Annotated in this window: 25 protein-coding genes and 1 pseudogene; 12 read left to right on the top strand and 14 right to left on the bottom strand. The window is 72.6% G+C overall.

All coding sequences use genetic code 11. From position 1 onward, the window contains the following. Positions 1-127: pseudogene (locus IM725_RS14165) on the top strand (IS630 family transposase); the annotation flags it as partial. Here the strand turns inward: IM725_RS14165 and IM725_RS14160 are convergent. After that, entirely contained in the window at positions 124-426 is a 303-nt protein-coding gene (locus IM725_RS14160; protein ID WP_193781284.1) for a hypothetical protein, read from the bottom strand. The pseudogene IM725_RS14165 and the gene IM725_RS14160 overlap by 4 nt on opposite strands. Positions 427-556: 130 nt before the next feature. On the opposite strand from IM725_RS14160, the gene IM725_RS14155 reads away from it, so the two are divergent. Then, positions 557-1435: a hypothetical protein gene (locus IM725_RS14155; protein WP_193781283.1), complete on the top strand. Its 879-nt coding sequence runs from the start codon at positions 557-559 to the stop codon at positions 1433-1435. 1 nt (position 1436) lies between these two features. Here the strand turns inward: IM725_RS14155 and IM725_RS14150 are convergent, their stop codons facing one another. From IM725_RS14150 to IM725_RS14135, 4 genes are read right to left on the bottom strand one after another with little or no spacing between them, the layout of a single operon-like run. Continuing rightward, entirely contained in the window at positions 1437-1598 is a 162-nt protein-coding gene (locus IM725_RS14150) for a hypothetical protein (protein ID WP_193781282.1), read from the bottom strand. Then, entirely contained in the window at positions 1595-1750 is a 156-nt protein-coding gene (locus IM725_RS14145) for a hypothetical protein (RefSeq protein ID WP_193781281.1), read from the bottom strand. Before IM725_RS14145 ends, IM725_RS14150 begins: the two co-directional genes overlap by 4 nt. Before the next feature lie 16 nt (positions 1751-1766). Further along, the gene (locus IM725_RS14140) at positions 1767-1922 is read right to left on the bottom strand and encodes a stereocilin (RefSeq protein ID WP_193781280.1); all 156 of its coding nucleotides are present in this window, start codon (positions 1920-1922) and stop codon (positions 1767-1769) included. Positions 1923-1936: 14 nt separating this feature from the next. Continuing rightward, the gene (locus IM725_RS14135; protein ID WP_193781279.1) at positions 1937-2212 is read right to left on the bottom strand and encodes a hypothetical protein; all 276 of its coding nucleotides are present in this window, start codon (positions 2210-2212) and stop codon (positions 1937-1939) included. A gap of 149 nt (positions 2213-2361) precedes the next feature. Between IM725_RS14135 and IM725_RS14130 the strand changes: the two genes are divergently transcribed. The 10 genes from IM725_RS14130 to IM725_RS14085 all read left to right on the top strand — a co-directional run bounded on the left by IM725_RS14130 (position 2362) and on the right by IM725_RS14085 (position 13976). Next, complete coding sequence (locus IM725_RS14130; RefSeq protein ID WP_193781278.1) at positions 2362-3573, top strand: acyltransferase family protein; 1212 nt, start codon at positions 2362-2364, stop codon at positions 3571-3573. A gap of 71 nt (positions 3574-3644) precedes the next feature. Beyond that, positions 3645-3989: a hypothetical protein gene (locus IM725_RS14125; RefSeq protein ID WP_193781277.1), complete on the top strand. Its 345-nt coding sequence runs from the start codon at positions 3645-3647 to the stop codon at positions 3987-3989. Then, positions 3986-5497 carry an oligosaccharide flippase family protein gene (locus IM725_RS14120; protein WP_193781276.1) on the top strand — a complete coding sequence of 504 codons (1512 nt, stop codon included), beginning with the start codon at positions 3986-3988 and terminating at the stop codon, positions 5495-5497. Before IM725_RS14125 ends, IM725_RS14120 begins: the two co-directional genes overlap by 4 nt. Beyond that, the gene (locus IM725_RS14115; protein ID WP_227753816.1) at positions 5494-6873 is read left to right on the top strand and encodes an O-antigen ligase family protein; all 1380 of its coding nucleotides are present in this window, start codon (positions 5494-5496) and stop codon (positions 6871-6873) included. The genes IM725_RS14120 and IM725_RS14115 overlap by 4 nt, the downstream gene beginning before the upstream one ends. Beyond that, positions 6870-7853 (top strand): glycosyltransferase family 2 protein, encoded by a 984-nt coding sequence (locus IM725_RS14110; protein ID WP_193781275.1) that lies wholly within the window; start codon positions 6870-6872, stop codon positions 7851-7853. Before IM725_RS14115 ends, IM725_RS14110 begins: the two co-directional genes overlap by 4 nt. Continuing rightward, positions 7850-8923 carry a glycosyltransferase family 2 protein gene (locus IM725_RS14105; protein ID WP_193781274.1) on the top strand — a complete coding sequence of 358 codons (1074 nt, stop codon included), beginning with the start codon at positions 7850-7852 and terminating at the stop codon, positions 8921-8923. The genes IM725_RS14110 and IM725_RS14105 overlap by 4 nt, the downstream gene beginning before the upstream one ends. Further along, positions 8920-9984, top strand: coding sequence for an acyltransferase family protein (locus IM725_RS14100; RefSeq protein WP_193781273.1), 1065 nt, complete (start codon positions 8920-8922; stop codon positions 9982-9984). The genes IM725_RS14105 and IM725_RS14100 overlap by 4 nt, the downstream gene beginning before the upstream one ends. Further along, the gene (locus tag IM725_RS14095; protein ID WP_193781272.1) at positions 9959-11302 is read left to right on the top strand and encodes a glycosyltransferase family 4 protein; all 1344 of its coding nucleotides are present in this window, start codon (positions 9959-9961) and stop codon (positions 11300-11302) included. Before IM725_RS14100 ends, IM725_RS14095 begins: the two co-directional genes overlap by 26 nt. Continuing rightward, positions 11299-12990: an FAD-dependent oxidoreductase gene (locus IM725_RS14090; RefSeq protein WP_193781271.1), complete on the top strand. Its 1692-nt coding sequence runs from the start codon at positions 11299-11301 to the stop codon at positions 12988-12990. The genes IM725_RS14095 and IM725_RS14090 overlap by 4 nt, the downstream gene beginning before the upstream one ends. After that, positions 12987-13976 carry an NAD-dependent epimerase/dehydratase family protein gene (locus IM725_RS14085; RefSeq protein ID WP_193781270.1) on the top strand — a complete coding sequence of 330 codons (990 nt, stop codon included), beginning with the start codon at positions 12987-12989 and terminating at the stop codon, positions 13974-13976. The genes IM725_RS14090 and IM725_RS14085 overlap by 4 nt, the downstream gene beginning before the upstream one ends. 93 nt (positions 13977-14069) lie before the next feature. Here IM725_RS14085 and galE read toward each other — a convergent pair whose 3' ends face one another. The 9 genes from galE to IM725_RS14040 all read right to left on the bottom strand — a co-directional run. Beyond that, complete coding sequence (galE, locus tag IM725_RS14080; RefSeq protein WP_193781269.1) at positions 14070-15080, bottom strand: UDP-glucose 4-epimerase GalE; 1011 nt, start codon at positions 15078-15080, stop codon at positions 14070-14072. 13 nt (positions 15081-15093) lie between these two features. After that, positions 15094-15861, bottom strand: coding sequence for a WecB/TagA/CpsF family glycosyltransferase (locus IM725_RS14075; RefSeq protein WP_193781268.1), 768 nt, complete (start codon positions 15859-15861; stop codon positions 15094-15096). A gap of 4 nt (positions 15862-15865) precedes the next feature. Next, positions 15866-16789 (bottom strand): chain length determinant protein tyrosine kinase EpsG, encoded by a 924-nt coding sequence (gene epsG / locus IM725_RS14070; protein WP_193781267.1) that lies wholly within the window; start codon positions 16787-16789, stop codon positions 15866-15868. Beyond that, positions 16786-18165, bottom strand: a complete 1380-nt coding sequence (locus IM725_RS14065) for a Wzz/FepE/Etk N-terminal domain-containing protein (RefSeq protein WP_193781266.1) — start codon at positions 18163-18165, stop codon at positions 16786-16788. Before IM725_RS14065 ends, epsG begins: the two co-directional genes overlap by 4 nt. A gap of 19 nt (positions 18166-18184) precedes the next feature. Further along, positions 18185-19090, bottom strand: a complete 906-nt coding sequence (gene epsE / locus IM725_RS14060) for a polysaccharide export protein EpsE (RefSeq protein ID WP_193781265.1) — start codon at positions 19088-19090, stop codon at positions 18185-18187. Positions 19091-19124: 34 nt separating this feature from the next. Beyond that, positions 19125-20324 carry an XrtB/PEP-CTERM-associated polysaccharide biosynthesis outer membrane protein EpsL gene (gene epsL / locus IM725_RS14055; RefSeq protein ID WP_193781264.1) on the bottom strand — a complete coding sequence of 400 codons (1200 nt, stop codon included), beginning with the start codon at positions 20322-20324 and terminating at the stop codon, positions 19125-19127. 48 nt (positions 20325-20372) lie between these two features. Then, a complete protein-coding gene (locus IM725_RS14050) occupies positions 20373-21803 on the bottom strand; it encodes an undecaprenyl-phosphate glucose phosphotransferase (protein WP_193781263.1) in 1431 nt (476 codons plus the stop codon). Then, entirely contained in the window at positions 21796-22551 is a 756-nt protein-coding gene (gene epsA / locus IM725_RS14045) for an XrtB/PEP-CTERM-associated transcriptional regulator EpsA (protein ID WP_193781262.1), read from the bottom strand. Before epsA ends, IM725_RS14050 begins: the two co-directional genes overlap by 8 nt. Positions 22552-22796: 245 nt before the next feature. Further along, a partial coding sequence (locus IM725_RS14040; protein ID WP_193781261.1) for a glycoside hydrolase family 5 protein occupies positions 22797-25108 on the bottom strand: 2312 nt, incomplete at its 5' end.

Raw genomic sequence — 25108 nt, 5'->3', positions numbered from 1 at the left:
AAAGATCGACAGCTTCGTCAGGCAGTACAACGAGAACTGCAAGCCGTTCACCTGGACGGCCACCGCGGATTCAATCCTCGAAAAACTCGCTCGCCTCTGCGCACGAATTACCGGGACAGGACACTAGAACCGCGGCAGGTCCTCCAGGCGGCGCCCCGGCGGGCCTTCGGCCACCAGGGTCTCGGTGCCGCCGGGCAGCAGGTCCACCTGCACCTCGGGCCCGGGCTCCATGCCGTCGTCGCCCGGGAAGACGCTCACCACGGAATCGCCCTCGACCAGGCGGTCCACCACCTCGTTGACCCGGGCCGGAGCCGGACGCGAATCCCAGCGCCGGCGCAGCGGGTCGAACAAGCCCATCATCGCTTCCACGACCTGGACGCCGGCGTAGCGGACGGCCGTGATGCCGTATTGGGGGGTATCAGCCATGATGCGTGCATTCTGGTGGCTGGGTTTCGCGAATCGATCAGCGCAGGACGCCGCCGCACGTCAGGCCGCGCCTACGCCCGGCACCGCACGCACGGCGCACGCCGGCCGCGGGCGTACACTGCGGCCCCCCATGGACGATCCCGCGCTTTCCCCCTTCCTGCCGGGCCGGCAGCACGCGCGGCGCCTGCGCGAGGTGTACCGCTCGGCCGGCTGGCCCTGCCAGGACGCGGTGGAGATCGAGCTGCTCGCCGCCGGCCTGCTCACGCGCGAGCGCGGTCCCGCCGGCCATGAGCACCTGCGCGTGACCGACGCCGGCCTGCAGCTTCTGGCCAGCGCGCTGCGCGGCAACCGCGCCGCCTTCGACGCGCACGAGGCCCTGGTGGAACAGGTGGCCCGCGAGATGGCCCGCGCAGGCCGCATCGCCTGGCGCGGGCTGTCGCTGCGCGCCGGTCTCGATGCAGGCGAGGAAGGCGATGCAGGGGCGGACGCAGTCGCTGTGGGCTTCGCCCCGCCGGGTGCCGGCCTGTCCGGTACGACGACGCAGGCACCCGGCACGGCCGCCCAGGCGCCGGCGGCCGCCCCCACGGCCACGCGCTGGTGCATCGCCCGGCCGGACGTGTTCTCCATCCGCAACACCTCGGTGCCGCACTACGTGGACCCGGTGGTGCACGAGGTGAAGGTGCGCCGCGCCGACCTGCTGGGCGACCTGAAGAAGCCCGCCAAGCGCGGCGCCTACCTGGCGCTGGGCGAATGCTGGTACGTGCTGGGCAGCGATGCGCGAGGACGCCCCATCGCCGACCCGGACGAGGTGCCCGCCGAATGCGGCGTGATGCTGGCGCAGGGCGGCCGGCTCGTGGTGGCGCGCGCGGCGCCGCGCCGCGAGCGCTCCGGCCTGCCCTTCGGCGTGTGGATGGCGCTGGCCAAGGCCAGCTGCCTGCCGCCGCCGGAGGAGGCCGCGCAGGCCTTCCTCGCCCCCGCCAGCGACGAGGACGCGGGCGCCGGCCACTGACTCACTCGCTCGGGTGCTCGCTCTCGGGCGCCGGGCGCGGCGCATGGCCCTTCTCGGGGTCGCGTGGCGTGTCGGGCGTCTCGGGGTTGGTGGGCTCGGGCCCGGGCGGCGCCGGCGTGTGCCAGGGCGCGGTGCCGGGCGCCGGCGCGGGCGCGGATGTCACGGCCGCTCCTCGCGCAGCGGCGACTGCCAGTCGTCCTCGACGCCGGTCGGGTTGTCGCTGGGGATGTCCTCCTCCTCGACGAAGGTCGGCTCCTCCTTGTCCAGGCCCGGCGGCGGCGGGACGATGGGCGGCACGATGTGGGTCTGGGTCATGCGTGTTCCTGGCGGCTCAGCCCGGGGCCGGCCGCGCGAGCGGGTCTTCCGGCTCGGCCGGCGGCATCTGGGGGCCGAACTCCGGCTCCACGGGCAGGTGCGAGGGGTTGGTCGCGCCTCCGGGCTCGGGGCCGGGTGGCAGCGGTTCGGGCTCGACCGGATGCGTGGCCATGGCGGCCCCGGGGCTCAGGTGTTCTCGGACGCGAGGCGCTGCGCCTCGCGCCGCATCACGGTGCTGGGCTCGTGCGTGAACGGCAGGCGCGGCAGGCCGATCAGGGCCTGCAGGTGCGCATGGGCGCGGTCCATGTCGGCACCGATCATGGCCAGCGCCACCTCGTGGCCGGGCTCGTTGCGCGCGATCTCCAGGTAGGCCGCCCGCAGGCGCTGGTAATCGGCCTCGGCGCGGGCTACTTCCTGCTGCAGGGCATGGGCGCGGGCCTGCTCGCCACGGCTGTGTCGCATTCGGGTGTCTCCGTCCTTGGGTTGCGCCCCATGCTAGGAAGCGCCATCCGACACGCCTGTAGGACAAGCATGACAAGCGTCGAAGGCGGGCTCCGGCCGCGCTGCTTGCATGAAAGAATGGCCGGCCCAGGCAGCAACGGAAAGAGGCGATGCAAGAGGCCGCGCAAGCAGCAACACCCCCGCGCACGGGCCGCCCGGCCCTGCGCTTCGAGGCCCTGGACGGCTGGCGGGGCCTGTGCGCCTGCCTGGTGGTGCTCTTCCATTTCCACGGCTACAGCCCGCTCTACCGCAGCCCGCTGGTGCGCAACAGCTACCTCTTCGTCGATTTCTTCTTCGTCCTCAGCGGCTTCGTCATCGCCTGGAACTACGCCCACCGGCTCGACGGCTGGCCCGCGGTGCGCCGCTTCATGGCGCTGCGGCTGGGCCGGGTGTACCCGCTGCACTTCTTCATGCTGCTGTGCTTCGTGGCGCTGGAGACGCTGAAGCTCGCGGCCGGCTACCCGCAGTCCGCCGCCACCGCCTTCACCGGCGAGAACCAGCCCTTCGCGGTGCTGACCAACCTGCTTTTGCTGCAGAGCCTGGGCCTGCACCACAGCCTGACCTGGAACGGCCCGAGCTGGTCCATCAGCACCGAGTTCTGGACCTACTTGCTGTTCGCCCTGGCCGCGCTCTGGCTGGGCTTGCGCAACAGCCTGCTGGTGGGCATCGCACTGATCGCGCCGCTGGCCCTTTCTCATCTGTCGCGCAGCGGCATGGACACCACCTACGACTGGGGCCTGCTGCGCTGCGTGTTCGGCTTCGCGCTGGGCGTGGCCTGCGAACGGCTCTACCTGGCCAGCACGACGGTCGCACCCGGGCGCGCGCCCAGCGCCGGCATGACGGCGGTCGAGCTGGCCACGGTGGCGGCCGTGGTGCTCTTCGTGAGCGCTGCCGGCACATCCGCGCTGTCGTTCATGGCGCCCTTCGTGTTCGCCGTGGCCGTGCTCGTGTTCGCCCGCGAGGGCGGCTGGGTCAGCCGCCTGCTGCGATGGGGCCCGCTGCACACGCTGGGCCTGCTGTCCTACTCCATCTACCTCACCCACTTCCTGCTCGTGCTGCTGCTGCCGGCCGTGGTCAAGCGCGTGCTGGGGCAGGACCTGTGGACGCCCATGCCGCTGGCCGATGGCGCCTGGGTGATGGCCTTCGGGCGCAACGACGTGCAAGGCACGCTGCTGTATGCGCTGCTGCTGGTCGCCACCGTCGCCTTCAGCGCGCTGACCTGGCGTTTCGTCGAAACGCCGGGCCGCGAATGGACGCGCCGATGGCTCGTACGCACTAAGCCCCGGGAACTGTCGCAGGCGTCCTACAAGCCGCCCCGCTGAGTCTTCCTAGCATGCCTTGCAAGGGCGCCAAGTACGCCCGACGGACAACACGACACCGAGCGAGGACCCCCATGCGAAGCCTTCTGACCGCCGCAGCGCTGTGCGCCGCCCTTCAAGGGGCGTTTGCGCAAGGCACCTGCGCGCCGGCCGCGCAGGCCGGCCCTGTCGCGGTCGCCTCGGCGTCCCGCGCCGCCGCGCCCGCGGGCCGGGTCGCTGCGCCTGCGCCTGCGCCTGCGCCCGTGCACGGTGAACTGATCAAGACGGCGGCCGCCGGCACGCGCGACGGGATGCCCGCCGCCAGCGTGCCGCGCCCGCACGAGAACCGCCCGCAGCGCGGCGGGGTGGCCATGCTGCTGGCGGCCCTGGCCCTGATGTCGGGCATCGCCCTGCGACGCTACGGCGGAACGCGCGCATGAGTGCCAGCCCGCTGGCCGCACTGGCCGAACGCGCGCTCAAGTGGAGCGCCGCCACCACCATCGCCCGCTTCGTGCTGCAGTTCGTGGCGCAGGTGGCCCTGGCGCGCCTCCTGGGGCCGGGCAACTTCGGCGTGTACGGCATCGGCCTGGCGGTGCTGACCTTCGTCGGCTTCCTGTCGGGTGCGAGCTTCAGCTACAGCCTGATGCTGGCGCCCAGGCTGTCCGACGAGGACATCCGCTTCTCCTTCACCTGGCAGCTGGTGGCCGGCGTGCTCTCGGCCATCGCCATGTTCGCGGCCGCACCCGCGCTGGCCGGCTTCTTCGGCGACCCGCGCGTGGAGCCCATGGTGCAGGTGCTCTCGCTGGCCAGCCTGCTGATCGCGGCCGCCGCGCCGGCCACCTACCTGCTGCAGCGCGACCTGAACTTCCGCGTGCTGGGCCTGGTGCAGCTGGCCAGCTACGCGGCCGGCTACCTCGCGGTGGGCGTGCCGCTGGCACTCACGGGGCACGGCGCGATGGCGCTGGGCATCGCCTGCGTGGTGCAGTCGGCCGTCGCGCTGGTGCTGACCTACCGGGCCCGCCCGCACCCGGTGCGCCCGCTGTGGCGCCACGCCGACGGCGGTGATGCCCTGGCCACCGGCCGCGCCGTGTTCCTCACCAACGTGGTGAACTGGCTGCTCGCCAACCTGGACCGGGTCATCATCGGCCGCGTGCTCAACGCCACCAGCGTGGGCCTGTTCACCGTGGCCTACAACCTGGCCTCCATCCCCAACACGCTGCTGCTGGGCGCCCTGCAGCCGGCCTTCCTGGCCACCGGCGCCCGCCTGCAGGACGACCGCCAGCGCCTGGCCCAGGGCTGGCTGCTCGGCCTGGCCAGCGTGCTGGTGCTGGCCCTGCCGGTCGCCGCGGCGCTGGCCGTGCTGGCGGGCGACGTGGTCGCGCTGCTGTACGGGCCGCCCTGGGCCGCCTCCGGCTGGGTGCTGGCGGTGCTGTTCCTGTGCCTGCCGGCGTGGGCGAGCTGGGGCCTGTCGACCCCGGTGCTCTGGAACACCGGCCGCCGCCAGTACGAGTTCCTGCTGCAACTGCCGGTGCTGGCCGTGGCCGCGCCGCTGTGGTGGTGGCTGGCGCCGGGCGGCATCGTGGGCATCGCGCTGGCCTCGGCCTGCGTGGTGTTCGCCCGCAGCGCCGTCATCGTGCATGCCGCGCTGCGCGCGCTGGGCCTGCGCTGGGGCGCGGTGCTGCCCGACCTGGGCCGCGGACTGCTGCTGGCGCTGCTGTGCGCGGGCGCGGCCGAAGCGGCCCGTGCGGCGGCGGCGCCCCTGGGCCTGCCCCTGGTGTCGCTGGCCGCGGGCAGCCTGGCCGCCTTCGGCGCCGGCATGGCCGTGCTCTGGCTGCGGCCGCGGGCGCTGGGCGAGGACGCGCTGCTCGCGCTCTCGCGGCTGGTGCCGGGGCTGGCGCGCCGGCTCGCGGCCGTCGCCCCCGTGCCCCCGCGCGAGGTGGCGCCATGAGGACGCCCCAGCATCGCAGCGCGGCCGCGCAACGCACCGTGTTCATGCCCTGGGTGCTGCCCGCCATGCTGGCGCTGGTGGCGGCGGGCGTGATGCTCTCGGGCCGCGACCTGTCGCAGATGTACGCCGAGCTCGCCGCGGGCGGCAACGGCAGCTACAACCCGGCCATGGACTGGCTGCAGCGCGGCGTCTCGGTGCTGCTGCTGCTGGCCTCGGGCGAGCGCATCCTGCGCCATTTCGGCAGCGGCCGGCCGCTGCCCTCGGTGCCACTGGTGGCCTCGTACAGCGTCTACTGGGTGGCGACCGTGGCCTTCACCGCGGTGCTGGGCGCACACCCCAGCGTGGGCCACGAGTACGCCTATTCGCTGGTGATCGGCTTCGCCATGATGCTCACCACGGGCGAGGAGCTGCCCGCCATCCTGCAGCGCGCCCGCGATGCGCTCTTCGTGCTGATGGTGGTGAGCGTGGCCCTGATCCCGGTGGACCCCAGCATGGTGCTGGACGCCTCCTACACCCAGGGCCTGCTGCCGGGCGTGCCGCGCCTGGGCGGCGTGGCCCCGCACCCGGTGGCGCTGGGCATGTTCGCGCAGACCGGCCTGCTGCTGCTGTGCGCCTACCCCTACCGCAGCCGGCCGGTCAACCTGCTGGCCTGGGGGCTGGGCCTGGGGGTGCTGTTCTTCGCCCAGTCCAAGACGGCGTGGATCGCCTTCGTGCTCTGCTCGGCCTGCCTGCTGCTGGTGCGCGGCGGCGCTCGCGCCTGGCAGCGCCTGGGCGATCCGCGCGACAACAGCTTCGGCATCCTGGCCTGCCTGGGCGCCATGCTGGTGGGCGCGGGCCTGCTGGTGCTGCTGGTGTTCGACGACGTGGGCGACAAGATCGCCTCCTTCTTCGACACGCAGGAAGGCGCGCAGCTCATGTCGCTGACCGGCCGCGACCAGATCTGGGCCGTGGCCTGGGAGGAGTGGCATGCCCATCCCTGGTTCGGCTATGGCCCCACCCTGTGGGACGAGGACTTCCGCAACGCCATCGCCATGCCCAACGCCACCAGCGCGCACAACCAGTTCATGGACACCCTGGCCCGCTCGGGCACCGTGGGCGCGATCGCGCTGGTGGTCTATGCCGCCGTGCTGCTGTGGCTGTCGCTGCGCCATGCGCGCGACACCCGCGGGCTCAGCATCGCCCTCTTCATCGCCCTGGCGCTGCGCTCGGTGAGCGAGGTGCCGCTGCTGCTGTTCGGCTACGGCAGCGAGCTCTTCATCCACCTGCTGCTGGTGGTGACGCTGGCGGCGGGCGCGGCACAGCGCCGTGGCCTGGCCGCGGCGCCGGCGGGCCGTCGCGGCTCCCGCGTGGCCCGGCCGCTGCGGAGGCCGGCATGAAGTTCTCCGTCGTGGTGCCGCTGTTCAACAAGGCGCGCTTCGTGCGCGGGGCGCTGGAGTCCGCGCTCGCGCAGAGCCTGCCGCCGCACGAGGTGATCGTGGTCGACGACGGCTCCTCCGACGCCGGCCCCGCCATCGTCGAGGCGATGGCGGCCGCGCCCGGCGGCGAGCGGATCCGGCTGGTGCGGCAGGCCAATGCGGGCGTGTCCGTGGCCCGCAACCGCGGCATCGCGCTGGCCGAGGGCGACTGGATCGCCTTCCTGGACGCGGACGACTGGCACCACCCCGAATTCCTCGCCCGCCTGGCCCACGCCCACGCGGCCTGCCCCGAAGCCGAGGTGCTGGCGGGCGGCTTCCTGAAGCTGGAGGACGACGAGGGCGGCACGCCCCAGCCCTGGGAGCTGCCCCAGGCCTTCTGCGAAGTCGAGCTCATCGAGGACCTGCGCGCGCGCTGGATGCGTGCCCATCCCTTCTTCACCAGCAGCGTGGCCGTGAAGGCCTGCCGCCTGGCCGCCATGCAGCCCTGCTTCGCACCCGGCGAATGCGTGGGCGAGGACCTGGACCTGTGGTTCCGGCTCGCCGACGAGGTGCCGGTGGCGCTGGTGCACGCGCCGCTCGCGGCCTACCGCGTGGGCGTCGCCGGTTCGCTCACGGCGCGCGCGCGCATCGACCAGCTGCCGCCCTTCCTGGTGCGCATGCGCCAACGCGCGCTCGAGGGCCGCATCCCGGCGCGCAACCGCCACTCCGCGCTGTGGTTCGTCGCCCAGCAGGAAGTGACCATCGCCCGCGACCACCTGGCCGCCGGCCGGCGGCGCGAGGCGCTGCGCTGGCTGATGCAGGCGCGGCACGCGGCCGGTGGCCGGCGCTGGCAGCTCACGGTCCTGATGGCGCTGTTCATGCCGGCCGGCATCGCCGGCCGCTGGCAGCGCTGGCGGCTGCGCAGCGCCGACACCTTTGCCCAGCAGGGAACGCTCCCATGAACCGCCCACCTCCTTTCGCCGACCTGCTGCAGCCCCGCTGCGCCGTCAGCATCGTCATCAAGGCCCTCAACGAGGAACGCAACATCTGCGCCGCCATCGAGACCAGCCTGGCCGCCGTCGCCCGGGTGGGCGGCGAAGTGGTGCTGGCCGACAGCCACTCCTCGGACCGCACGGTCGAGCTCGCCTCGCACTACCCGATCCGCGTGGTGCAGCTGCGCAACCCGCAGGAGCGCTGCTGCGGCGTCGGGCCGCAGCTGGGCTTCCAGCACGCGCGCGGCGAGTACATCTTCATCCTGGACGGCGACATGCGCATGGTCGACGGCTTCCTGGAACGCGCACTCGCCTTCCTGGCCCAGCACCCCGAGGTGGGCGGCGTGGGCGGCAAGCTGGTGGAGCTGAACACGCACAGCCTGGAATACCGCGAGCGCGGCCTGCGCGCGCCGCCGCACCTGCAGCCGGGCGAGGTCGACCGGCTGGACGGCGGCGGGCTGTACCGGCGCCTGGCCATCGAGGAAGCCGGCTTCCTGTCCGACCGCAACCTGCACAGCTACGAGGAGTTCGACCTGGCGGTGCGGTTGCGCTCACGGGGCTGGAAGCTGTGGCGGCTGCCGGTGGAGTCGGCCACGCACTACGGCCACGACGTGCCGCCCTACGCCCTGCTGGCACGCCGCTGGCGCGCCGGGTATGTGTGCGGCCTGGGCGAGCTGGTGCGCGGCGCCATCGGCCAGCCCCACATGCGCCTGGTGCTGCGCGGCATGCGCGAGCTGCGCCTGTACGCGGCCGTGCTGGCCTGGTGGGCGCTGCTGGCCACGCTGCCCTTCTGGCCGATGCCGCCCCTGGCGCGCGCGCTGGGCTTCGCGGCCCTGGCCGCCCTGCCCTTCGCCGCCATGGCCTGGCGCAAGCGCTCCTGGTCGCGTGCCACCTACTCGGTGGTGTCCTGGTGCTTCGCCGCCGCCGGGCTGGTGCGCGGCCTGCTGCGGCCGCGCCGCGCGCCGCGCGCCCCCATCGCCAGCCAGGTGCTGCACGAGCCGCCCAAGCCGCACGAGATGCGCGCCCGGCACTACGCATGAAACAGACCTACGTCGGCCTTCAGGTGCTGCGATTCGCCGCCGCCATGCTGGTGGCGGTGATGCACATCACCCAGGCGATCTCCATCCACCTCACGGGGCGGGGCGAGGGCGTCTACTGGGGCACGGGCGCGGTCGGCGTGGACATCTTCTTCGTCATCAGCGGCTTCGTGATGGCGATCTCCACCGCGGGCTGGGCCGGCCCGTCCGAGGCCTGGGTGTTCGCGCGGCGCCGCATCCAGCGCATCGTGCCGCTCTACTGGGTCTACACCCTGCTCAAGGCGGCCCTGATCGCGGCCGTGCCGGCCCTGGCCGTGAAGTCCAGCGTGGTGCCCCTGCACCTGGCGGCCTCGCTCGCCTTCGTGCCCATGACGGCGCCCTGGGGCCTGGTGCAGCCGGTGCTGCCGGTGGGCTGGACGCTCAACTTCGAGATGCTGTTCTACGCCGTGTTCGGCCTCGCCATCGCGGCCCGCCTGCCGCGCATCGCGACCTGCCTGGCCGGCTTCGCCCTGCTGTTCATCGCCGCGCAATTCCTGCCGGGCGTCACCGCCCTGCACTTCTACGCCCAGTCCATCATCTTCGAGTTCATCGTCGGCGTGGCCTTCGCGCAGGCGCTGCTGCGCTGGGGGCCCGGGCCGGTGCTGGCGGGCGCGCTGCTGCTGCTGGCCGGGACCCTGTTCACCTTCGGCCTGGGCTGGGACCCCGACTCGGACCGCTTCTTCCCCTGGGGCGTGGGCGCCGCCGCCATCGTGCTGGGCACGCTGTGGCTGGAGCCCGTGATCGTGCGCATGCCGCTGGCGCGCCCGCTGGCGTTCCTGGGGGACGCCTCCTACTCCATCTACCTGTCGCACACCTTCGTGGTGCCCGCCGTCGTGATGGTGCTCAAGCGCCTGCACCTGGGCCAGCCCCTGCTGGCCTTCGTGCTGGCGAGCGCCGCCGTGATGCTGGCCGGTGCCGCCTCCTACCTGTGGCTCGAGAAGCCGCTGATCGCGGGCGCACGTCGCCTGCTGTTCAAGCCGCGCGCGCCGCGCTTCCCCCATGCAGCAAACCCCGCTTCCAAGTGAACCCCTCGCGGGCCGGGCGCAGGCCCGCACCGCCACCGGCGACTTCATCTACGTCGCCTGTCCCTGGTCGGCCGCCGGCGGCGGCATGTACAAGGTGGGCGACTACCTGCTTCAGGCCCAGGCCGGCCAGCCGGCGGCGAACGCCGCGCAGCTGCTGCCGCTGGAAACCCGGGGACCCGGCCAGGCGGTGCAGACGCTGTGGATGCTGCCGCGCGCGCTGGGACGCATCGCCCAGGGACGGCTGTCGGGCCGTCTCGCCGGCGTGCACGTGAACATGGCCGAGCGCCTGAGCCTGCTGCGCAAGGGCGTGGTGGTGTGCGCCTGCCGGGCGCTGGGCGTGCCGGTGGTGGTGCACCTGCACGCGCAGATGAAGAGCTTCTACCGCAGCCTGCCCTCGCCGCTGCGGGCGGCGACGCGCTGGATGTTCTCGCTGGCCGACGCGGTGGTGGTCATAGGCGCCAGCGCGCGGCGCTTCGCCATCGACGAGCTGGGCGTGCGGCCGCAGCGGGTGGACATCGTGTTCAACGGCGTGCCCGGCCCGGCCAGCGCGCCTGCGGCCCGGCCGCGCGGCGAGGTGATGAAGGCCCTGTTCGTGGGCCGCATGACGGACCTCAAGGGCGTGTCCGACCTGCTGCGCGCGCTGGCCCAGCCGGGACTGGAGCGCTCGCGGCTGGAACTGGTCTTCGCCGGCAGCGGCGAGCTGCCACGCTACCAGGCGCTGGCGCGCGAGCTGGGCGTGCAGGAGCGGGTGCGCTTCGAGGGCTGGTGCGAGCAGGACCGCGTGATCGAGCTGCTGCGCGAGGCCGACCTGCTGGTGCTGCCCTCGCACGACGAGGTGCTGCCGCTGGTGGTGCTGGAGGCCCTGGCCTGGCGCGTTCCCGTGCTGTGCACGCCGGTGGGCGAACTGGCCGAGGTGCTCAGCGACGGCGAGGACGCGCGCTTCACGCCGGTGGGCGACCCGGCCGCCCTGGCGTCCGCGCTGCAGTGGTTCCTGGACCATCCGCAGGAGGCCCAGGCCCTGGCGCAGCGCGGGCGGGCCCTGTACGAGCGCCAGTTCTCGGTCGCGCGCTTCTTCACCAGCATCGCCCGGGTCCACCAGCGCCACTTCCGCACCTGCGCGCGACTGCCGGCGGGCGCCGCCCCGGCGGCAGCCGCCCGGTCCGCCGCGTCCGCCGTGCCCGTGGTGGGCACCGTCACCGCGGCGCCCGCCGAAGCGCCGGCCAGCGCTGCCGCTTCGGCGACCGTCATCGAGCTTCCGGCGGCCACGCCCCCGGTGCAGGCGCCGGCGGCCGATGCCGCCCTGCGGAAGCTGCCGTGATCCGCGACGCCGCCAGCATCCCCCTGGGCGCGCGCCTGCCGGTCGACGTGTGCATCGTCGGCGCCGGCGCCGCCGGCATCTCGCTCGCGCTCTCGCTGAGCGGCCGGGGCCTGCGCGTCATGCTGCTGGAGGCCGGGCGCGAGGCCGAGCATGCACCCACCCAGGCCCTGTACGCGGGCGAGGTGGCCGACGAACGCCTGCACAGCCCGCCCGACAAGTACCGCCAGCGCCGCTTCGGCGGCTCGACCACGCTCTGGGGCGGCCGCTGCATGCCATTCGACGCGATCGACTTCGAGCGCCGCGCCTGGATCGAGCACAGCGGCTGGCCGATCTCCCTGGCCGAGCTGCTGCCCTTCTACCCCGAGGCCAACCGCCTGGCCGAGGCCGGCGAGTTCGCCTATGACGCGGCCCAGGCCCTGCCCGGCGTGGGCCCGCTGTTCGCCGGCTTCCACAGCGAGCGCGTGCGCACCGACGGGCTGGAGCGCTTCTCCTGCCCCACGGATTTCGGCCGCCGCTACGCCCGGCGCCTGCGCGTGGCCGCCGACGTGGACCTGCTCCTGGGCGCCAACTGCACCGGCATCCGCCTGGCCGCGGACGGCCGCAGCGTGCGCACGCTGGAGGTCAGCACCCTGGAAGGCACGCGCTTTGCCGTGGTGCCGCGCGTGGCCGTGCTGGCGCTGGGCGGCCTGGAGACGGCGCGCCTGCTGCTGGCCTCCGACGACGTGGCGCCCGGCGGCGTGGGCAACCGGCATGACGTGGTGGGGCGCTACTACATGTGCCACATCGCGGGCAACGTGGGCACGCTGGAGGTGAATGGGCCGACGCAGGCGGTGCGCCACGGCTACGAGGTGTCGCCGGAGGGCATCTACTGCCGCCGCCGCATCGCGCTCACCGAGGCGGTGCAGCGCAGCGAGGGGCTGGCGAACGCCGTGGCGCGCCTGCACTTTCCGCGCATCACCGACCCGCGCCACCGCAACGGCGTGCTCTCGGGGCTGTTCCTGTCACGCCGCTTCATCAGCTACGAATACGGCAAGCGGCTGAACGACGGCGGCGCGGCCACGCCCGGCGTGCTGGCGCGGCACCTGCTGAACGTGGTGTCGGACCCGCTGGACACCACGCGCTTCCTGGCCCACTGGCTGCGCCACCGCACGCTGGCCGAGCGCAAGTTCCCCTCCGTCATCCTGCGCAACCGCAGCAACCGCTTCAGCATGGAGATGCACGGCGAGCAGGTGCCCAACGCGGACAGCCGCGTGACGCTGGCCGACGCGCGCGACGCGCTGGGCATGCGCCGCCTGCGCGTGGACTGGCGCTACAGCCCGCAGGACATCGACTCGCTGCGCCGCACATTGCGCATCCTGGCGCAGGAGTTCGAGGCCAGCGGCACGGGCCGCCTCACGCTGGACGAGGACCGCCTGGAGGAAGACCTCACCCGCTTCGGCGCCTACGGCGGCCACCACATCGGCACCGCCCGCATGGGCAGCGACCCGCGCAGCAGCGTGGTGGACGCCAATGCACGCGTGCACTCGGTGGACAACCTCTATGTCGCCGGCAGCGCGATCTTCCCCACCTCCAGCCAGGCCAACCCCACGCTCACGCTGATCGCCACCTCGCTGCGGCTGGGCCGGCACCTGGCGCAACGGCTGGACCCGCACGCGCTGACCCTGATCGAGGAAGAGGTGCCGGCATGAATGTCCTGGTGCTGGGCGGCTCGGGCTACATCGGCTCGGCCCTGGTGCGCAGGCTGGCGCAGGACGGCGTGCAGGTGGTCGCCGCGTCGCGCCACGCGCAGGGGCCGGGGCAGCTCACGCTGGACACGCAGGACACCGCCGCGCTGGCCGCGGCGCTGCGCGGCGCCGACGCGGTCGTCAACTGCGTGGCGGGCAGCGGGCCGGCCATCGCCGGCGGTGCACGGGCCCTGGCCCGCGCCGCGCAGCAGGCCGGCTGCGGGCGCATCGTGCACCTGAGCAGCCTGTCGGTCTACGGCGCGCTGGAGGGCGAGGCGCGCGAGGACGCACCGCTGGACGGCGGCATCGGCTGGTACGCGCAGGCCAAGATCGAGGCCGAGCAGGCCCTGGCCGCGTACGCCGGCGAAGGCGGCCGCCTGGTGGTGCTGCGCCCCGGCTGCGTCTGGGGGCCCGGCAGCGCGCTGTGGGTCGATCGCATCGCGCGGCTGCTGCGCGCCGGCCGCCTGGGCGACCTGGGCGCGGGCGGCGACGGCTGGAGCAACCTGGTGGCGCTGGACGACGTGGCCGCCGCCGTGGCGGCCGGGCTTCGCCTGCGGCTCTCGCCCTGCGAGGCGCGCATCTACAACCTCGCCGCGCCGGACAGCCCGCGCTGGAACGACTACTTCCGCGACCTCGCCCTGGCGATCGGGGCCACGCCGCTGCGCCGCGTGTCCGCGCGCCGGCTGCGGCTGGACGCGAAGCTGATGGGACCGCCGCTCAAGCTGCTGGAGATCGCCGCGCGCCGGCTGGGCCGCGATCCGCGGGCCCTGCCCGTGCCGCTGCCGCCCGGGCTGCTGGGCGTGTTCGAGCGCCAGCTGCGGCTGCGCAGCGAACTGGCCGAAGAGGAGTTGGGGCTGCGCTGGACGCCCTACGCCCAGGTGCTGTCCCGCGCGGTGGACGGGCTGCGGCCCGCCGCCGGCGCGGCGCCGGTGGCGGCGGGCGCGGCCTGAAGCCAGGCCTGGGGCGCGGCCGCAGGCGCGGCGTGCGGGGGCTTGCGCGGTGCCGTGTCCTGCTTGCGACGCCTCGGCGCCCCGGCGCACGGATCAGCGGTAGCCCTGCGGGTTCGCGCTCTGCCAGCGCCAGGCGTCGGCGCACATCGCGTCCAGGCCCCGCACGGCCTGCCAGCCGAGCAGCTCGCGCGCCAGCGCAGGGTCGGCATAGCACTGCGCCACGTCGCCCGCGCGCCGGGGCGCGAAGCGGTAGGGCACGGGGCGCCCGCTGGCGCGCTCGAAGGCCTTCACCACCTCCAGCACGCTGTGGCCCTGGCCGGTGCCCAGGTTCACCGTCAGCCCGCGCCCCCGCTCCAGCAGGTGGCGCAGCGCGGCCACGTGGCCCTCGGCCAGGTCGCAGACGTGGATGTAGTCGCGCACGCCCGTGCCGTCGGGCGTGGGGTAGTCGTTGCCGAACACCTGCAGCTCGCTGCGCGTGCCGGCCGCCACCTGCGAGATGTAGGGCATCAGGTTGTTGGGGATGCCGGCCGGGTCCTCGCCGATGCGCCCGCTGGGGTGCGCGCCCACCGGGTTGAAGTAGCGCAGCACCGCCACCTTCCAGGACGGCCGGGCATGGCACTGGGCGGCCAGCATGTCCTCGATCACCAGCTTGGTGTGGCCGTAGGGGTTGGTCGCGCTGCGCGGGAAGTCCTCGCGGATGGGCACGCTCGCCGGGTCGCCGTAGACCGTGGCGCTGCTGGAGAACACCAGCGACTCGCAGCCCGCCGCCTCCATGGCCTGCATCAGGCTCACGGCGCCGCCGATGTTGTTGTGGTAGTACTTGAGCGGCTGCTGCACGCTCTCGCCCACGGCCTTGTCGCCGGCGAAATGGATCACGCCGGCGATCTTCTCCTCGCGCAGCAGGCGCTCGACCCGCGCGGTGTCCAGCACGTCGCCGCGCACGCAGCGCGCCGGCCGGCCGGTGATCTCCTGCAGGCGCTCCAGCACGCGCGGATGGCTGTTGGCGAAGTTGTCCAGGATGAGCGGGTCGAACCCCGCTTCCAGGAGTGCGACGTGGGTGTGGCTGCCGATGTAGCCGGCGCCGCCCGTGAGGAGGATGTTCATGGCTGGGGGAATTCTAGGTCCGGGCGCCCTGGCCGCAGCCGGCCCGACCCTGCGCGGCCAGCGAGAGCGCGCGCGCGAGGAACACGGGGTTGCCGATCACGTAGCGGCGGAACAGGCGGCGCGGCTCCAGCGCCAGCCGCCAGGCCCACTCCATGCCCAGGCCGCGCACCCAGCGCGGCGCGCGCTGCGCCTTGCCGCCCAGGAAGTCGATGATGGCGCCGCCGCAGACGATCAGGCAGGGACAGCCCAGGGCATCCCGCAGCATGCGCGCCACCTGCTCCTGCCGCGGCATGCCCATGCCCAGCACGATCAGCGCGGGCCGGTGCGATGCGGCCATGCGCAGGTACAGGCTGGCGTCGTGGAAGCCGTGCGCGGCCAGCACGTGGCTGCCCGGGCAGAGTTCCTTGCGCACCACCTCGCGCGCCTGCGCCAGCCAGGGCTGCTCGGTGCCGAAAAGCGCGATGCCGCGCCCGGCATGCGCGCGCAGCAGCTTGGGGATCAGGTCGGTGCCATTCAGGTTGAGCCCCGGCGGCTGGTTCAGCAGGCGCATCAGGATGGCCATGCCGCTGCCGTCGCGCAGCACCACGTCGGCCGACATCAGGGCCTCGTAGAAGTCGCGCGACTGGGCGGCCGAGTTCATCGCGTGCGCGTTGACGAAGGCGAGCACGCGCGGCTCCAGCGTGTGCGAGAGCGAGGCCACCAGCTGCTCTTCGCCGCGCGCCGTGTGCACGCGCACCACGCCCTGCACCAGGTGGCGCCAGCGGTCCTGCCAGTTCGGCATCGGCTCAGCGCCTCGCCGGTCCGGCGCCGTTGAGCACGGCGCCCACGATGCTGACGCCGAACTGCCGCAGGTCCTCGGCCAGCTCCGCCACCCGCGGCACCGAGCTGGCGTCGCGGCAGGCCACCATCAGCGCGGCACCGGCGCGCGCGGCGATGGTGCCGGCATCGGCCGAATCCTGGCCGGCCGGGGTGTCGACCAGAATCACCTCGTAGCTCGCGCGCAGCGACTGCAGCAGGCGCGAGAAGCCGGGCCGCGAGAGCAGCTCCTGAGGGTTCGGGGGCTGCGCGCCCGCGGGCAGCACCCACAGGCCGGGGATCTGCCGCATCTCGTGCACGGCCTCCCAGCCGGCGCGGCCGGACAGCACGGTGGACAGGCCGACGCGCCCGCGCAGGCCGAAGATCTCGTGCTGGCGCGGGTTGCGCAGGTCGGCGTCGATCAGCAGCGTGCGCTTGCCCAGCTGCGCGAACAGCACCGCCAGGTTGGCCGCGATGTAGCTGCGCCCCTCGCCGTGGCCGGGGCTGACCACCGCCAGCGCCGCCTGCCGCGCATCGTTCTCGAACCAGCGCAGCATCAGCTGGGCGCGCAGGCCGCGCAGGTGCTCCACGGCCTCGCAGTCGGGGTCGGTGGCCGCGACCAGGTCCTGGCCGAAGCCGGCGTCCGGGGCCAGCAGCGTGTGGCCGAACTGCAGCGCCAGCGCGCGCCGCACGTCGACCTCGTCGACCAGGCCCATGGCCACGCCGGCTTCGCCGAACAGCAGGCCGGACTTCTTCTGGTAGTCCAGGATGCGCTGCACGTTGTCGGCCTCCAGGGCGCCGGCATCGACCAGCAGCGCCCCCAGGGGCTGGCCGGCCTCGCGCGAGGGCAGCTCGATGTCCAGCGGCGGCTCGACCCGGTTGGGCAGCGGATAGATCTGGTTGCCGGTGCTCATGCCGCGCTCCCTTGCGATGCCAGCGCCAGCCGGCGGGGTGACTGGGCCAGGCGCAGCGGGCCGTCGCGGTAGCGCGCGGCGTTGGCGGCCGGGACGGTGGCCAGCACGGGCATGCCGGCGGCCATGGACAGGTCGGCGCTGGTGCGCACGCGGCGGCGGGTCAGCTCCAGCAGCAGCGCGGTAGCGATGCCCAGGATGGTGCCCGCGACCAGGGCCACCAGCATCGCCTGCAGGGCGGTGGGCCCGATGGGGTCGCTGGGCTCCACGGCGGAGGCCAGCTTCATCACGTTGGTCTGGTTGCTCATGGCCTGCATGCGGGCCTGGGCGGCGCTGGCGCTCACGGTCTCGAAGGCCTTCTGCGCGGTGTCCACCTCGCTCTTGAGCAGGTTCAGCTGCGCGCGGTCCTTGTTCATGGAGAGCACGCGCTGCTTCTGGTCGGCCACCGCCGTCTCCAGTTCGCGGATGCGCGCCTTCTGCGCCTCGGCGGAACTCGCGGCCGAGACACCCACGCGGGCCGACTCCTCGGACAGGCGGCGCTTGAGCGAAGAGAGCTCGCCCTGCAGGCGCTGCATCTGCGGGTGGTTGGGCCCCATGGTGGCGCTGGCGTCACCGATCTTGGCCTCCAGCCGCGCCACGTCCTGGCGCAGGTTGTCCACCAGCGGGCTGCTGGTGCTGGCCGGGGCGCCGCCGCGGCCGCGGGTGGTGGCGATCATCAGCTGCTGGTTCAGCTCGGTCAGGCGCGTGGTCTCGAAGTCGCGACGTTCGTCGGTGTCCACGATGCCGGCCTTCTGCTGGTAATCGCCCAGCTTCTGCTGCGCCTGCTGCAGGCGGTCGCGCGCGGCCTTGAGCTGTTCGTCGAACCACACCGTGTACTTCTTGGCCGGCTCGGTCTTGATGTCCAGGTTGGTTTCCAGGTAGGCCTGGGCGAAGGCATCGGCCACCCGCGCCGCCTCGGCCGGGCTGCGCCCGGTCCAGGCGATGTTGATGATGTTGCTCTCGCGCGCGGGCTTGACCTCCAGCCGCTGCTGCAGCACCTGGGCGATCCAGTGTTCGGCCGCGGGCTTGCCGGCTGCTTCCTCGCGCAGGCCCTTCAGCGGCGCCTGGTCGGGCGGCAGGATCTGGGCCACGCGCTGGGCCACGCGGTCGCTCTTGATGATGTCGATCTGCGTGGTCATGAAACTGGGCGCGACCATGCCCTGCCAGGGCGTGGCGTTGGTCGGGTCGGTGCGCACGTCCACCAGCACCGGCGTGCGGGCGGTGTAGTTGTGCGGCCGCAGCAGCACCCAGCCCAGCGCCAGCGCCAGCGTCGCCAGCATCAGCGTGAGGATCACGGCCTTGCGGGCGCGGAGGATGGCGATCAATTGGTAGAGGCTCATTCGATGGGTTCCTGCTGCTCTAGAAAAGGCTCTCGCGCACGAAGAGCACGTCGCCGGGCTGGACCGGGTCGGTCAGCCGGGGCGAGAGCTCCTGGGTGCGCCCGTCGGGCGATTTGCGCGTCAGGCGTACGCGGCTCTCGCTGCCCCGCGGCGTGACGCCGCCGCCGGCCGCGATCGCCTGCATCACGGTCATGCCGGGCTCGACGCGGTAGTGGCCGGGCTTCTGCGCCTCGCCATAGATGTAGTACGTGGGGGCCTTGGCGACGTAGAGCGAGTCGCCGGGCTGGATCACCACGTCCTCGGAACCCGCGCTGCCCGAGAGCAGCGCCGGGATGTCGATGTTCTTGCGGAAGGGCTGGCCGCCGCGCCGGCCGGTGACGGTGAGCACGTCGCCGCCGCTGGGGGTGATGCCGCCGGCCGCCGCCAGCACCTCGCTGGCGCGCATGCCGGTGGTCTCCAGCGGCACGCGGCCGGGCTTCTGCACCTCGCCCAGCACCGCGACCTGGCTGCCGCGCACCTGCAGCACGTTGATGTTGACCTGCGGCGCCTTGAGGATGCCGCCCTGCTTGAGCGCCGTCGCGATGCGCGTCTCGGCCTCGGTCACCGTGAGCCCGCCCAGCTGCACCGCGCCCACCAGGGGGTAGTTCACGACGCCGCTGTCGGACACGCGGGTCTCCAGGCCCAGCTCGGGGTTCTGGTAGACCTGCACCTTGATCGAGTCGCCGGGGCTGAGCCGGTAGTCGGCCCCGGCCACGGTCCCCGGCTGGGTCGGGGCCTCGGGCCGCGCCGCCTGCGCGGGCGCGGCCATCCCCGGCGCCGCCCCGCGGGGGGCGACCACCGCGGGCTGGGCGTCCTGGGCGGCCACGCTGGCCGCCGCCAGGGCGGCCGCCAGCAGGACGTTGAGACGAAGCAGCGGTGTTCTCATGTTGTTCTCTCCCTGTGTCGTGGCGCCTTGGCCTTCAGAAGATGGCTTTGCCCATCACCCCGAAGACATTGGCGTGGTAGCCCGTCGAAAGGCTGGAAGTCATGCGCTCCTGCCGCACATAGGCCGAGATGGAGACCTTGCGCAGGGCCTGCCAGTCGACGCCGGCGCCAATGGATTCGACCGACTCGTTGCGCCCCGCATTCGGCGTGCCGGCGGGCACGCCGGTCCAGTCGCGGCGAACGTGGTCGTAGCGCAGGTTGAAGCTGGTCTTGGCCGTGGCGGCCCAGGTCGGCTGCAGGTAGAAGCGGTCGCTGGTGACGCGGCCGCCCGTGGCCAGGCCGGTGCCGCTGATGTCGCGCAGGTAGCCGGCCAAAAGGCGCGTCTTGGCCGTGGCCTGCCAGTTCACCGTGGCCTTGCCCACGGTGCCGCTGAAGTCCAGGCCGGGCGCGTTGTCGTGCTCGCGCTTGAGGTTGCCGATGGAGGCCTCGACCGTGGTCTTGCCGGTCACCGGCCAGCGGGCCGACAGCTCGGTCTCGGTGTCCTTGAACTTGGTCGCGCCGGGCAGGAAGCTGGGGTCGCGGTACTCGCCGTTGCCGTGGCGGTAGCGCAGGTACAGCGAGGTGCCCGAGGGGAACTCGTAGCCCGCGCCCACGTGCGCTTCGCGGATCGAGGGGCTGCCGTCCCAGGTGCGCACCTGCGTGCTGTCGGCGCTGGTGTGCTGCGCGCCGGCCAGCAGGCGCCACGGGCCGGAGAGCTCGTAGATGCCCTCGGCCAGCTCGGTGCGCTCGGTGCGGCGGCCGACCACGTTGGTGGCGGTGACGGGGTCGGTCTCCACGTCGCGGAACTGGCGCCGGTCGGCGCTCAGCACGCCGTGCAGGCGCGGCGTGAAGGACCAGTCCCAGGCCAGCGCGTAGTTGAGCGTGTTGTAGCTGAGCTCGGAGTGCTTGTCGTAGGTGTAGCGCGTGGCCTCGATGTCGGCGCGGATGCGCTGCAGGCTGTAGCGCTTGTTGAAGGACAGGCCGACGCCGAGGATGGCGGCGGTGTCGGCCTCGGGCCCGGCGCTGGAAGGCACGCGCAGAACGTTGCTGTCGTGCTCCACGCCCAGTTGCACGCGCGGGTGCAGTCCTTCGTCGGCGTCGCCGGCGTCGGGTTGCCACTGGGCGAAGGCCGAGGGCGCCAGCATGAGCAGCGCGGCGATCGAGGCCGAGGTACGGATGAGTTGTTTCTTCTTCATGATGATGCAGTGCTCCATGTCGTTGTGGGGCTTTCGAACTTAGTCTCGTCAGTAAGCGGCTGCATCCGTGAAAACCAGCCTGATGGTCTTGAAGATGATGTACAGGTCCAGCCGCAGCGACCAGTTGCGCAGGTAGTCCAGGTCGCAGCGCACCCGCCCTTCCATCTTCTCCAGCGAATCCGTCTCGCCGCGGAAGCCGTTCACCTGGGCCCAGCCGGTGATGCCCGGCTTGACCTTGTGGCGGACCATGTAGCTCTTGATGAGCCCGCGGTACATCTCGTTGTGGGCCACGGCGTGCGGTCGCGGGCCCACGATGCTCATCCGTCCCTGCAGCACGTTGATGAACTGCGGCAGCTCATCCAGAGAGGTACGGCGCAGCACCGCCCCCACGCGCGTGACGCGGGTGTCGTTGCGGCGGGCCTGCTCGATGCGCGCGCCGTCCTCGGTCACGCTCATGGACCGGAACTTGTAGACCACGATCTCCTCGCCGTTGAGCCCGTAGCGGCGCTGGCGGAAGATGACCGGGCCGGGCGAGCTCAGCTTCACGGCCAGCGCGATGCCCAGCAGCACGGGCGAGATCAGCAGCAGGATGAAGGCGGCCAGCACGATGTCGCTGGCGCGCTTGAGCAGGCCGGCGGGGCCGCGGAAGGGCGTCTCGCAGACCGAGATCACCGGCATGCCGCAGACCGAATCCGTGCGGCCCTGGATGAGGTCGGTGACGAACATGTCGGGCACGAAGTAGACCGAGGCCGTGGTGTCCTTCAGCGCATCCAGCAGCTCCTTGATGCGCGGCTGCGAGGCCATGGGCAGCGACAGGTAGATGATCTCGACGCGGTGGCGCTTCACGTAGGCCGCGACCTCGCCGACCCGGCCCAGCATGGGGTGGCGCTCGCCGCCGCGCTGGCGCTGGGGGGTGCGGTCGTCGAAGTAGCCGATGAACTGCACGCCCGCGTAGGGGGCCGCGCTCAGGCGGTCGGCCAGCGAGCAGCCCTGGTCGTTCATGCCCACCACCACGGCCCGCTGCGGCGGCCCCTGCAGGCGCATGATCTGCGGCGCGGCGTGGCGCAGCACCCAGTGGCCGGCCAGCTGCAGCGTGGGCGCGAACCACAGCCAGTGCAGCACCACCTCGGAGTTGAAGTCGTCGATGTGGCCGGTGGCGAAGCCCAGGGCCAGCATCAGCCCGGCCGTCCAGCCCCAGGCCAGCAGCACGGTGACGGCCACCTTGTCGGCCGGCGCGCGCAGCAGCGGGCGGCCCGGGAAGGACAGCGCGAAGGCGACGATGGAGGCGATCAGCCAGTTCGGGCCCACGCCGCCCTCGATCCACCAGGCCAGCAGCCAAAGCGAGAGCACCGTGAGCACGGGCTCCAGCACCGACTCCAGCGCGACCAGCAGGCGGCTCTGCGCGACGGGCTCCAGCGTGCGCGCGCCAGGCAGCGGCGGCGGCACGTGCGCCAGCACCGAGGGTTCGGCGTCAGGCATGGGCCGCCATCCCCGTGAGCTTGGCCACCGCCTGGGCGCGATTGCTCACGTCCAGCTTGCTGAAGATGCTCTTCATGTGGTTCTTGACGGTGAATTCGCTGATGTCGAGGATGCAGCCGATCTCCGGGTTGGTCTTGCCCAGGGCCACCCAGGCCATGATCTGGCGCTCGCGCTCGGACAGCGCGCTCACCCGGTCGGCGCCCTCGCCGGGGCGCGGACAGGGCGGGATCTGCCGCAGCGCGATGTCGATGAAGGGCAGGATCATGGTCAGCGCCTGGCCGGCGCCGGGCGGGGTCGCGGGGGCGCGGCTGAGCACGACGAAGATGCGTTCGCTGCGCAGGGGGCCGGGCTTGAGCCCGTGCACCAGGGCGCTGCGCAGGCCCTCGAAGGGGTTGGGCTGCATGCCGCCGGCGCGCAGCAGCTTGGCGCACACCGTGGCGTCGGCCTGGGTCGGCTTGTGCTGCGCCGCAGCCCAGCAGTCGCGGAAGTGGGACAGCATGGGCGCCAGCACCCGCGGGCTCCAGTCGGCCGAGCGCATGCCCGGCAGGCTGGAGACGATGTCGTGCTCCAGGCGGCCGGTCGCGAAATCGCCCCAGCCGACCAGCAGGACCTCGTGCGAGAGCCAGGGCTGGACATCGCCCTGCAGCCAGCGCCACAAGGCCTGGTGGCTGGCCAGGCCGGCCCCCTCGCCGGCGATGCGGTAGAAGTGGGCCGGGTCCCGTCCGGGGTCTTGCGTGGCTCCGTTCATTGCAAATTTCTTCCGTTTTTCCTCGTTGCAGCGCGTGAACAAGTTGGTACCGCGCAGGGCTCCCACTGTAAGAAGCGCGGCCTTTTTGTAGGTGTCGGAAACGCCGTGCACTGCCTGTAGGACAGCCCCCCTAAACGGCCGCGCTTGGCGCGCACAGGCCCGCCGGCCGTTGCGACTACACAGCACAAGCGCAAAAAAAAGGCGCCCGCAAGGGGCGCCAGGGTGAGGAAGAGCAGCCGGATCTGCTAGAGGGCGAGCCCCGCGACCGCGCCCAGGTAGCGCTCGAGCACGGCCAGTTCGCTGGTCGTGGGCGCACCCTTGCCGGTGATCACGCCATACACATTGCCGCCGAACCCGTCGCGCGGGTAATAGCCCTGGTAGCCCCAGCCGATGAGCATCTGCGTGAAGGGGCTGGCGGCCAGGGTGGCCGAGGCGCTGCCCACCACCTGGGTGTTCAGGCGCAGGCGCTGGGCGCCGGGCACCGAGCTCATGGACAGCACGAAGGGCGTGCCCGCGGCCACCGCGCTGGAAGCCGTGAGCTGGACGTTCTGGCCGTTGATGTCCAGCCAGTGCGCGGCCGGCGCACCGTTCTGCAGCGCCAGCTCGGCGACCTGGTTGTCCTCGGTCTTGGAGGCCTGGAACACCAGGCCCGTGTTGGCCGTGCCCGGCACGGCGATGGCGGCGATGGCGAAGTGGCCGTCGTCGATGTTGTAGGGCACGCGGTTGCGCGGGTTGGGCTGCACGCCCGGCTGCGGCTCGCACTTCTTGCACCACAAGCCGAAGGTGTTGTAGACGCTGTGGTCTGTGGTCTTCACGCCGTTCAGGGTCTTCATGACCGGCGCCGACATGCCGCCCATGTTGGACGCGGTGTTGATCCAGTTGAGCATCTCCATCGCGTTGCCGGCGCTGGAGCCGAAACCCGAGTCGGCGACCGCGCGCACCGGCTGGCCGTCGGCGGCCATCGCGCCCTGCATGTAGTCGGTGTAGCCGTCGGCCATCTCCCACTTGCTGGCCTGGTACTTGGCCAGGATGGCCATGGCGCCGTCGTACAGGCTGGTGCCGGCCGCATAGGAGACGGGATCGGTCAGCGAATACACGCGGCGCGGCGGCGGCAGCTGGCCGCCGCTGGGGCTGGAATAGCTGAGCGTGGTGACCGCGTTGGCGGGGGCGGTGAAGGTGTAGCTGTCCTGGCCGTTGGCGCCGGCGGGAATCGTCAGCGTGGTCTTGCTGAGCGTGCCGCCATTGCTGGACGCCACGTTGATCGTCAGCGGTGCGGCCAGGTTGCCGCGGGCGTACACGGTGATGGTGACGCTGGTGCCCGAGGCGGCGTAGCCCGGGCCGTCGTCGAAGAGGCTGGCGCTGGCGATGCCGGCGGCGGCCTTCATCGCGCCGGAGACCGCGGGCTCCAGCGTGCGGCCCTGGTGCCAGCCCGGCACGTGGTTGATGGCGTAGTTGCGGGCCGGCCAGTGATTGCCGCCCATCCAGCTGTAGACCTCCACGTTGTTCTGCCGGGCCAGGTTGACCGCGTTCTGGAACATGGTCTGCCAGCGCGGGTCGTCCACCGGCATGCCGATCTCGGTCAGCGCCAGGCGGGCGCCGCAGGTGGCGGCCCAGTTGATGGCGTACTGCAGCCGTTGCGAGCCGGTCGTCGGGCCGATGGGGACGCTGCCGATACCGGCCGAGTAGTTCTTGGCAACCTCGGTGTCGTAGTCGAAGGCGAAACCGTTGCTGTAGGCGTCCAGGTACATGTGCACGTCATAGACCAGGTTGCTGCCCGCCAGCGGCCAGCCCGGGTTGTTCGTGCCAATGGTCCACACCGCTTCCCAGTCGTTGCCGGCGACGTAGATCGGGCCGGCGGGGTCCACCGCGCGGATCGCGTTGATCGCGGCCTGGGCGAAGGTCGGCCAGATGGTCTGGTCTTCCACGCCGGTGGAGGCGACGGTGCTGCCGGGGGCCGGCAGGTCGTGCGGCTCGTTCTGCAGGCCGTAGCCGCCGAAGCCGGGGTGGCTCATCCATTGGCGGGCGACCCGGGTCCAGAAATCGGTGAAGGCCGCGGTGGTCAGCGTGGCGCCCGCGGCGGTGGCGAAGATGCGCACCTGCACCTGCGAGCCGTCGGTGGTGAACGGCATGATGAGCGGATCGCGCGAGGCCGTGAGGCCGATCACCGAGCCGTCGGCCTGGTAGACGAAGTCCTGGTAGCGGCCGTAGTTGTGGCAATCGATGATGCACTTGGCACCCACGGCGGCATGCGCGTCCAGCACGCTGGTGATGTACGCCGCGTAGTTGGCGTTGAAGGCGCCGGGCGCGCCCAGCACGGACTGCACGCTGGCGTTCGCGTTGGTGGTGACCAGCACCGGCTGCAGCAGTTCCCACTGGATGGGCAGGCGGTTCTTGGCGCAACCGTTCGCCGCCAGCCAGGCCACGTCGGCCGCGCGCGGCACCGTGTAGTTGAGGTTGGGCTTGGTGCTCTGGCCGTAGCGCAGGCCGGGCCGCGCCCACTCCATGCCCGAGAGGTTGGTGCCCATCGCCAGGCCGCCGGGCGCGGCCCGGCCTGCGC

This window comes from Ramlibacter aquaticus (assembly GCF_015159745.1).
Lineage (GTDB): Bacteria > Pseudomonadota > Gammaproteobacteria > Burkholderiales > Burkholderiaceae_C > Ramlibacter > Ramlibacter aquaticus.
The sequence above is the reverse complement of the archived record's forward strand: the minus strand, read 5'-3'. Positions and strand labels throughout refer to the sequence as shown.

Excerpts from the sequence above, each read along its gene's own strand:
- IM725_RS14160 (WP_193781284.1), bottom strand. The coding sequence starts at position 426 with ATGGCTGATACCCCCCAATACGGCATCACGGCCGTCCGCTACGCCGGC.
- IM725_RS14155 (WP_193781283.1), top strand. The coding sequence starts at position 557 with ATGGACGATCCCGCGCTTTCCCCCTTCCTGCCGGGCCGGCAGCACGCG.
- IM725_RS14145 (WP_193781281.1), bottom strand. The coding sequence starts at position 1,750 with ATGACCCAGACCCACATCGTGCCGCCCATCGTCCCGCCGCCGCCGGGC.
- IM725_RS14140 (WP_193781280.1), bottom strand. The coding sequence starts at position 1,922 with ATGGCCACGCATCCGGTCGAGCCCGAACCGCTGCCACCCGGCCCCGAG.
- IM725_RS14135 (WP_193781279.1), bottom strand. The coding sequence starts at position 2,212 with ATGCGACACAGCCGTGGCGAGCAGGCCCGCGCCCATGCCCTGCAGCAG.
- IM725_RS14130 (WP_193781278.1), top strand. The coding sequence starts at position 2,362 with ATGCAAGAGGCCGCGCAAGCAGCAACACCCCCGCGCACGGGCCGCCCG.
- IM725_RS14125 (WP_193781277.1), top strand. The coding sequence starts at position 3,645 with ATGCGAAGCCTTCTGACCGCCGCAGCGCTGTGCGCCGCCCTTCAAGGG.
- IM725_RS14120 (WP_193781276.1), top strand. The coding sequence starts at position 3,986 with ATGAGTGCCAGCCCGCTGGCCGCACTGGCCGAACGCGCGCTCAAGTGG.
- IM725_RS14115 (WP_227753816.1), top strand. The coding sequence starts at position 5,494 with ATGAGGACGCCCCAGCATCGCAGCGCGGCCGCGCAACGCACCGTGTTC.
- IM725_RS14110 (WP_193781275.1), top strand. The coding sequence starts at position 6,870 with ATGAAGTTCTCCGTCGTGGTGCCGCTGTTCAACAAGGCGCGCTTCGTG.
- IM725_RS14105 (WP_193781274.1), top strand. The coding sequence starts at position 7,850 with ATGAACCGCCCACCTCCTTTCGCCGACCTGCTGCAGCCCCGCTGCGCC.
- IM725_RS14100 (WP_193781273.1), top strand. The coding sequence starts at position 8,920 with ATGAAACAGACCTACGTCGGCCTTCAGGTGCTGCGATTCGCCGCCGCC.
- IM725_RS14095 (WP_193781272.1), top strand. The coding sequence starts at position 9,959 with ATGCAGCAAACCCCGCTTCCAAGTGAACCCCTCGCGGGCCGGGCGCAG.
- IM725_RS14085 (WP_193781270.1), top strand. The coding sequence starts at position 12,987 with ATGAATGTCCTGGTGCTGGGCGGCTCGGGCTACATCGGCTCGGCCCTG.
- galE (WP_193781269.1), bottom strand. The coding sequence starts at position 15,080 with ATGAACATCCTCCTCACGGGCGGCGCCGGCTACATCGGCAGCCACACC.
- IM725_RS14075 (WP_193781268.1), bottom strand. The coding sequence starts at position 15,861 with ATGCCGAACTGGCAGGACCGCTGGCGCCACCTGGTGCAGGGCGTGGTG.
- epsG (WP_193781267.1), bottom strand. The coding sequence starts at position 16,789 with ATGAGCACCGGCAACCAGATCTATCCGCTGCCCAACCGGGTCGAGCCG.
- IM725_RS14065 (WP_193781266.1), bottom strand. The coding sequence starts at position 18,165 with ATGAGCCTCTACCAATTGATCGCCATCCTCCGCGCCCGCAAGGCCGTG.
- epsE (WP_193781265.1), bottom strand. The coding sequence starts at position 19,090 with ATGAGAACACCGCTGCTTCGTCTCAACGTCCTGCTGGCGGCCGCCCTG.
- epsL (WP_193781264.1), bottom strand. The coding sequence starts at position 20,324 with ATGAAGAAGAAACAACTCATCCGTACCTCGGCCTCGATCGCCGCGCTG.
- IM725_RS14050 (WP_193781263.1), bottom strand. The coding sequence starts at position 21,803 with ATGCCTGACGCCGAACCCTCGGTGCTGGCGCACGTGCCGCCGCCGCTG.
- epsA (WP_193781262.1), bottom strand. The coding sequence starts at position 22,551 with ATGAACGGAGCCACGCAAGACCCCGGACGGGACCCGGCCCACTTCTAC.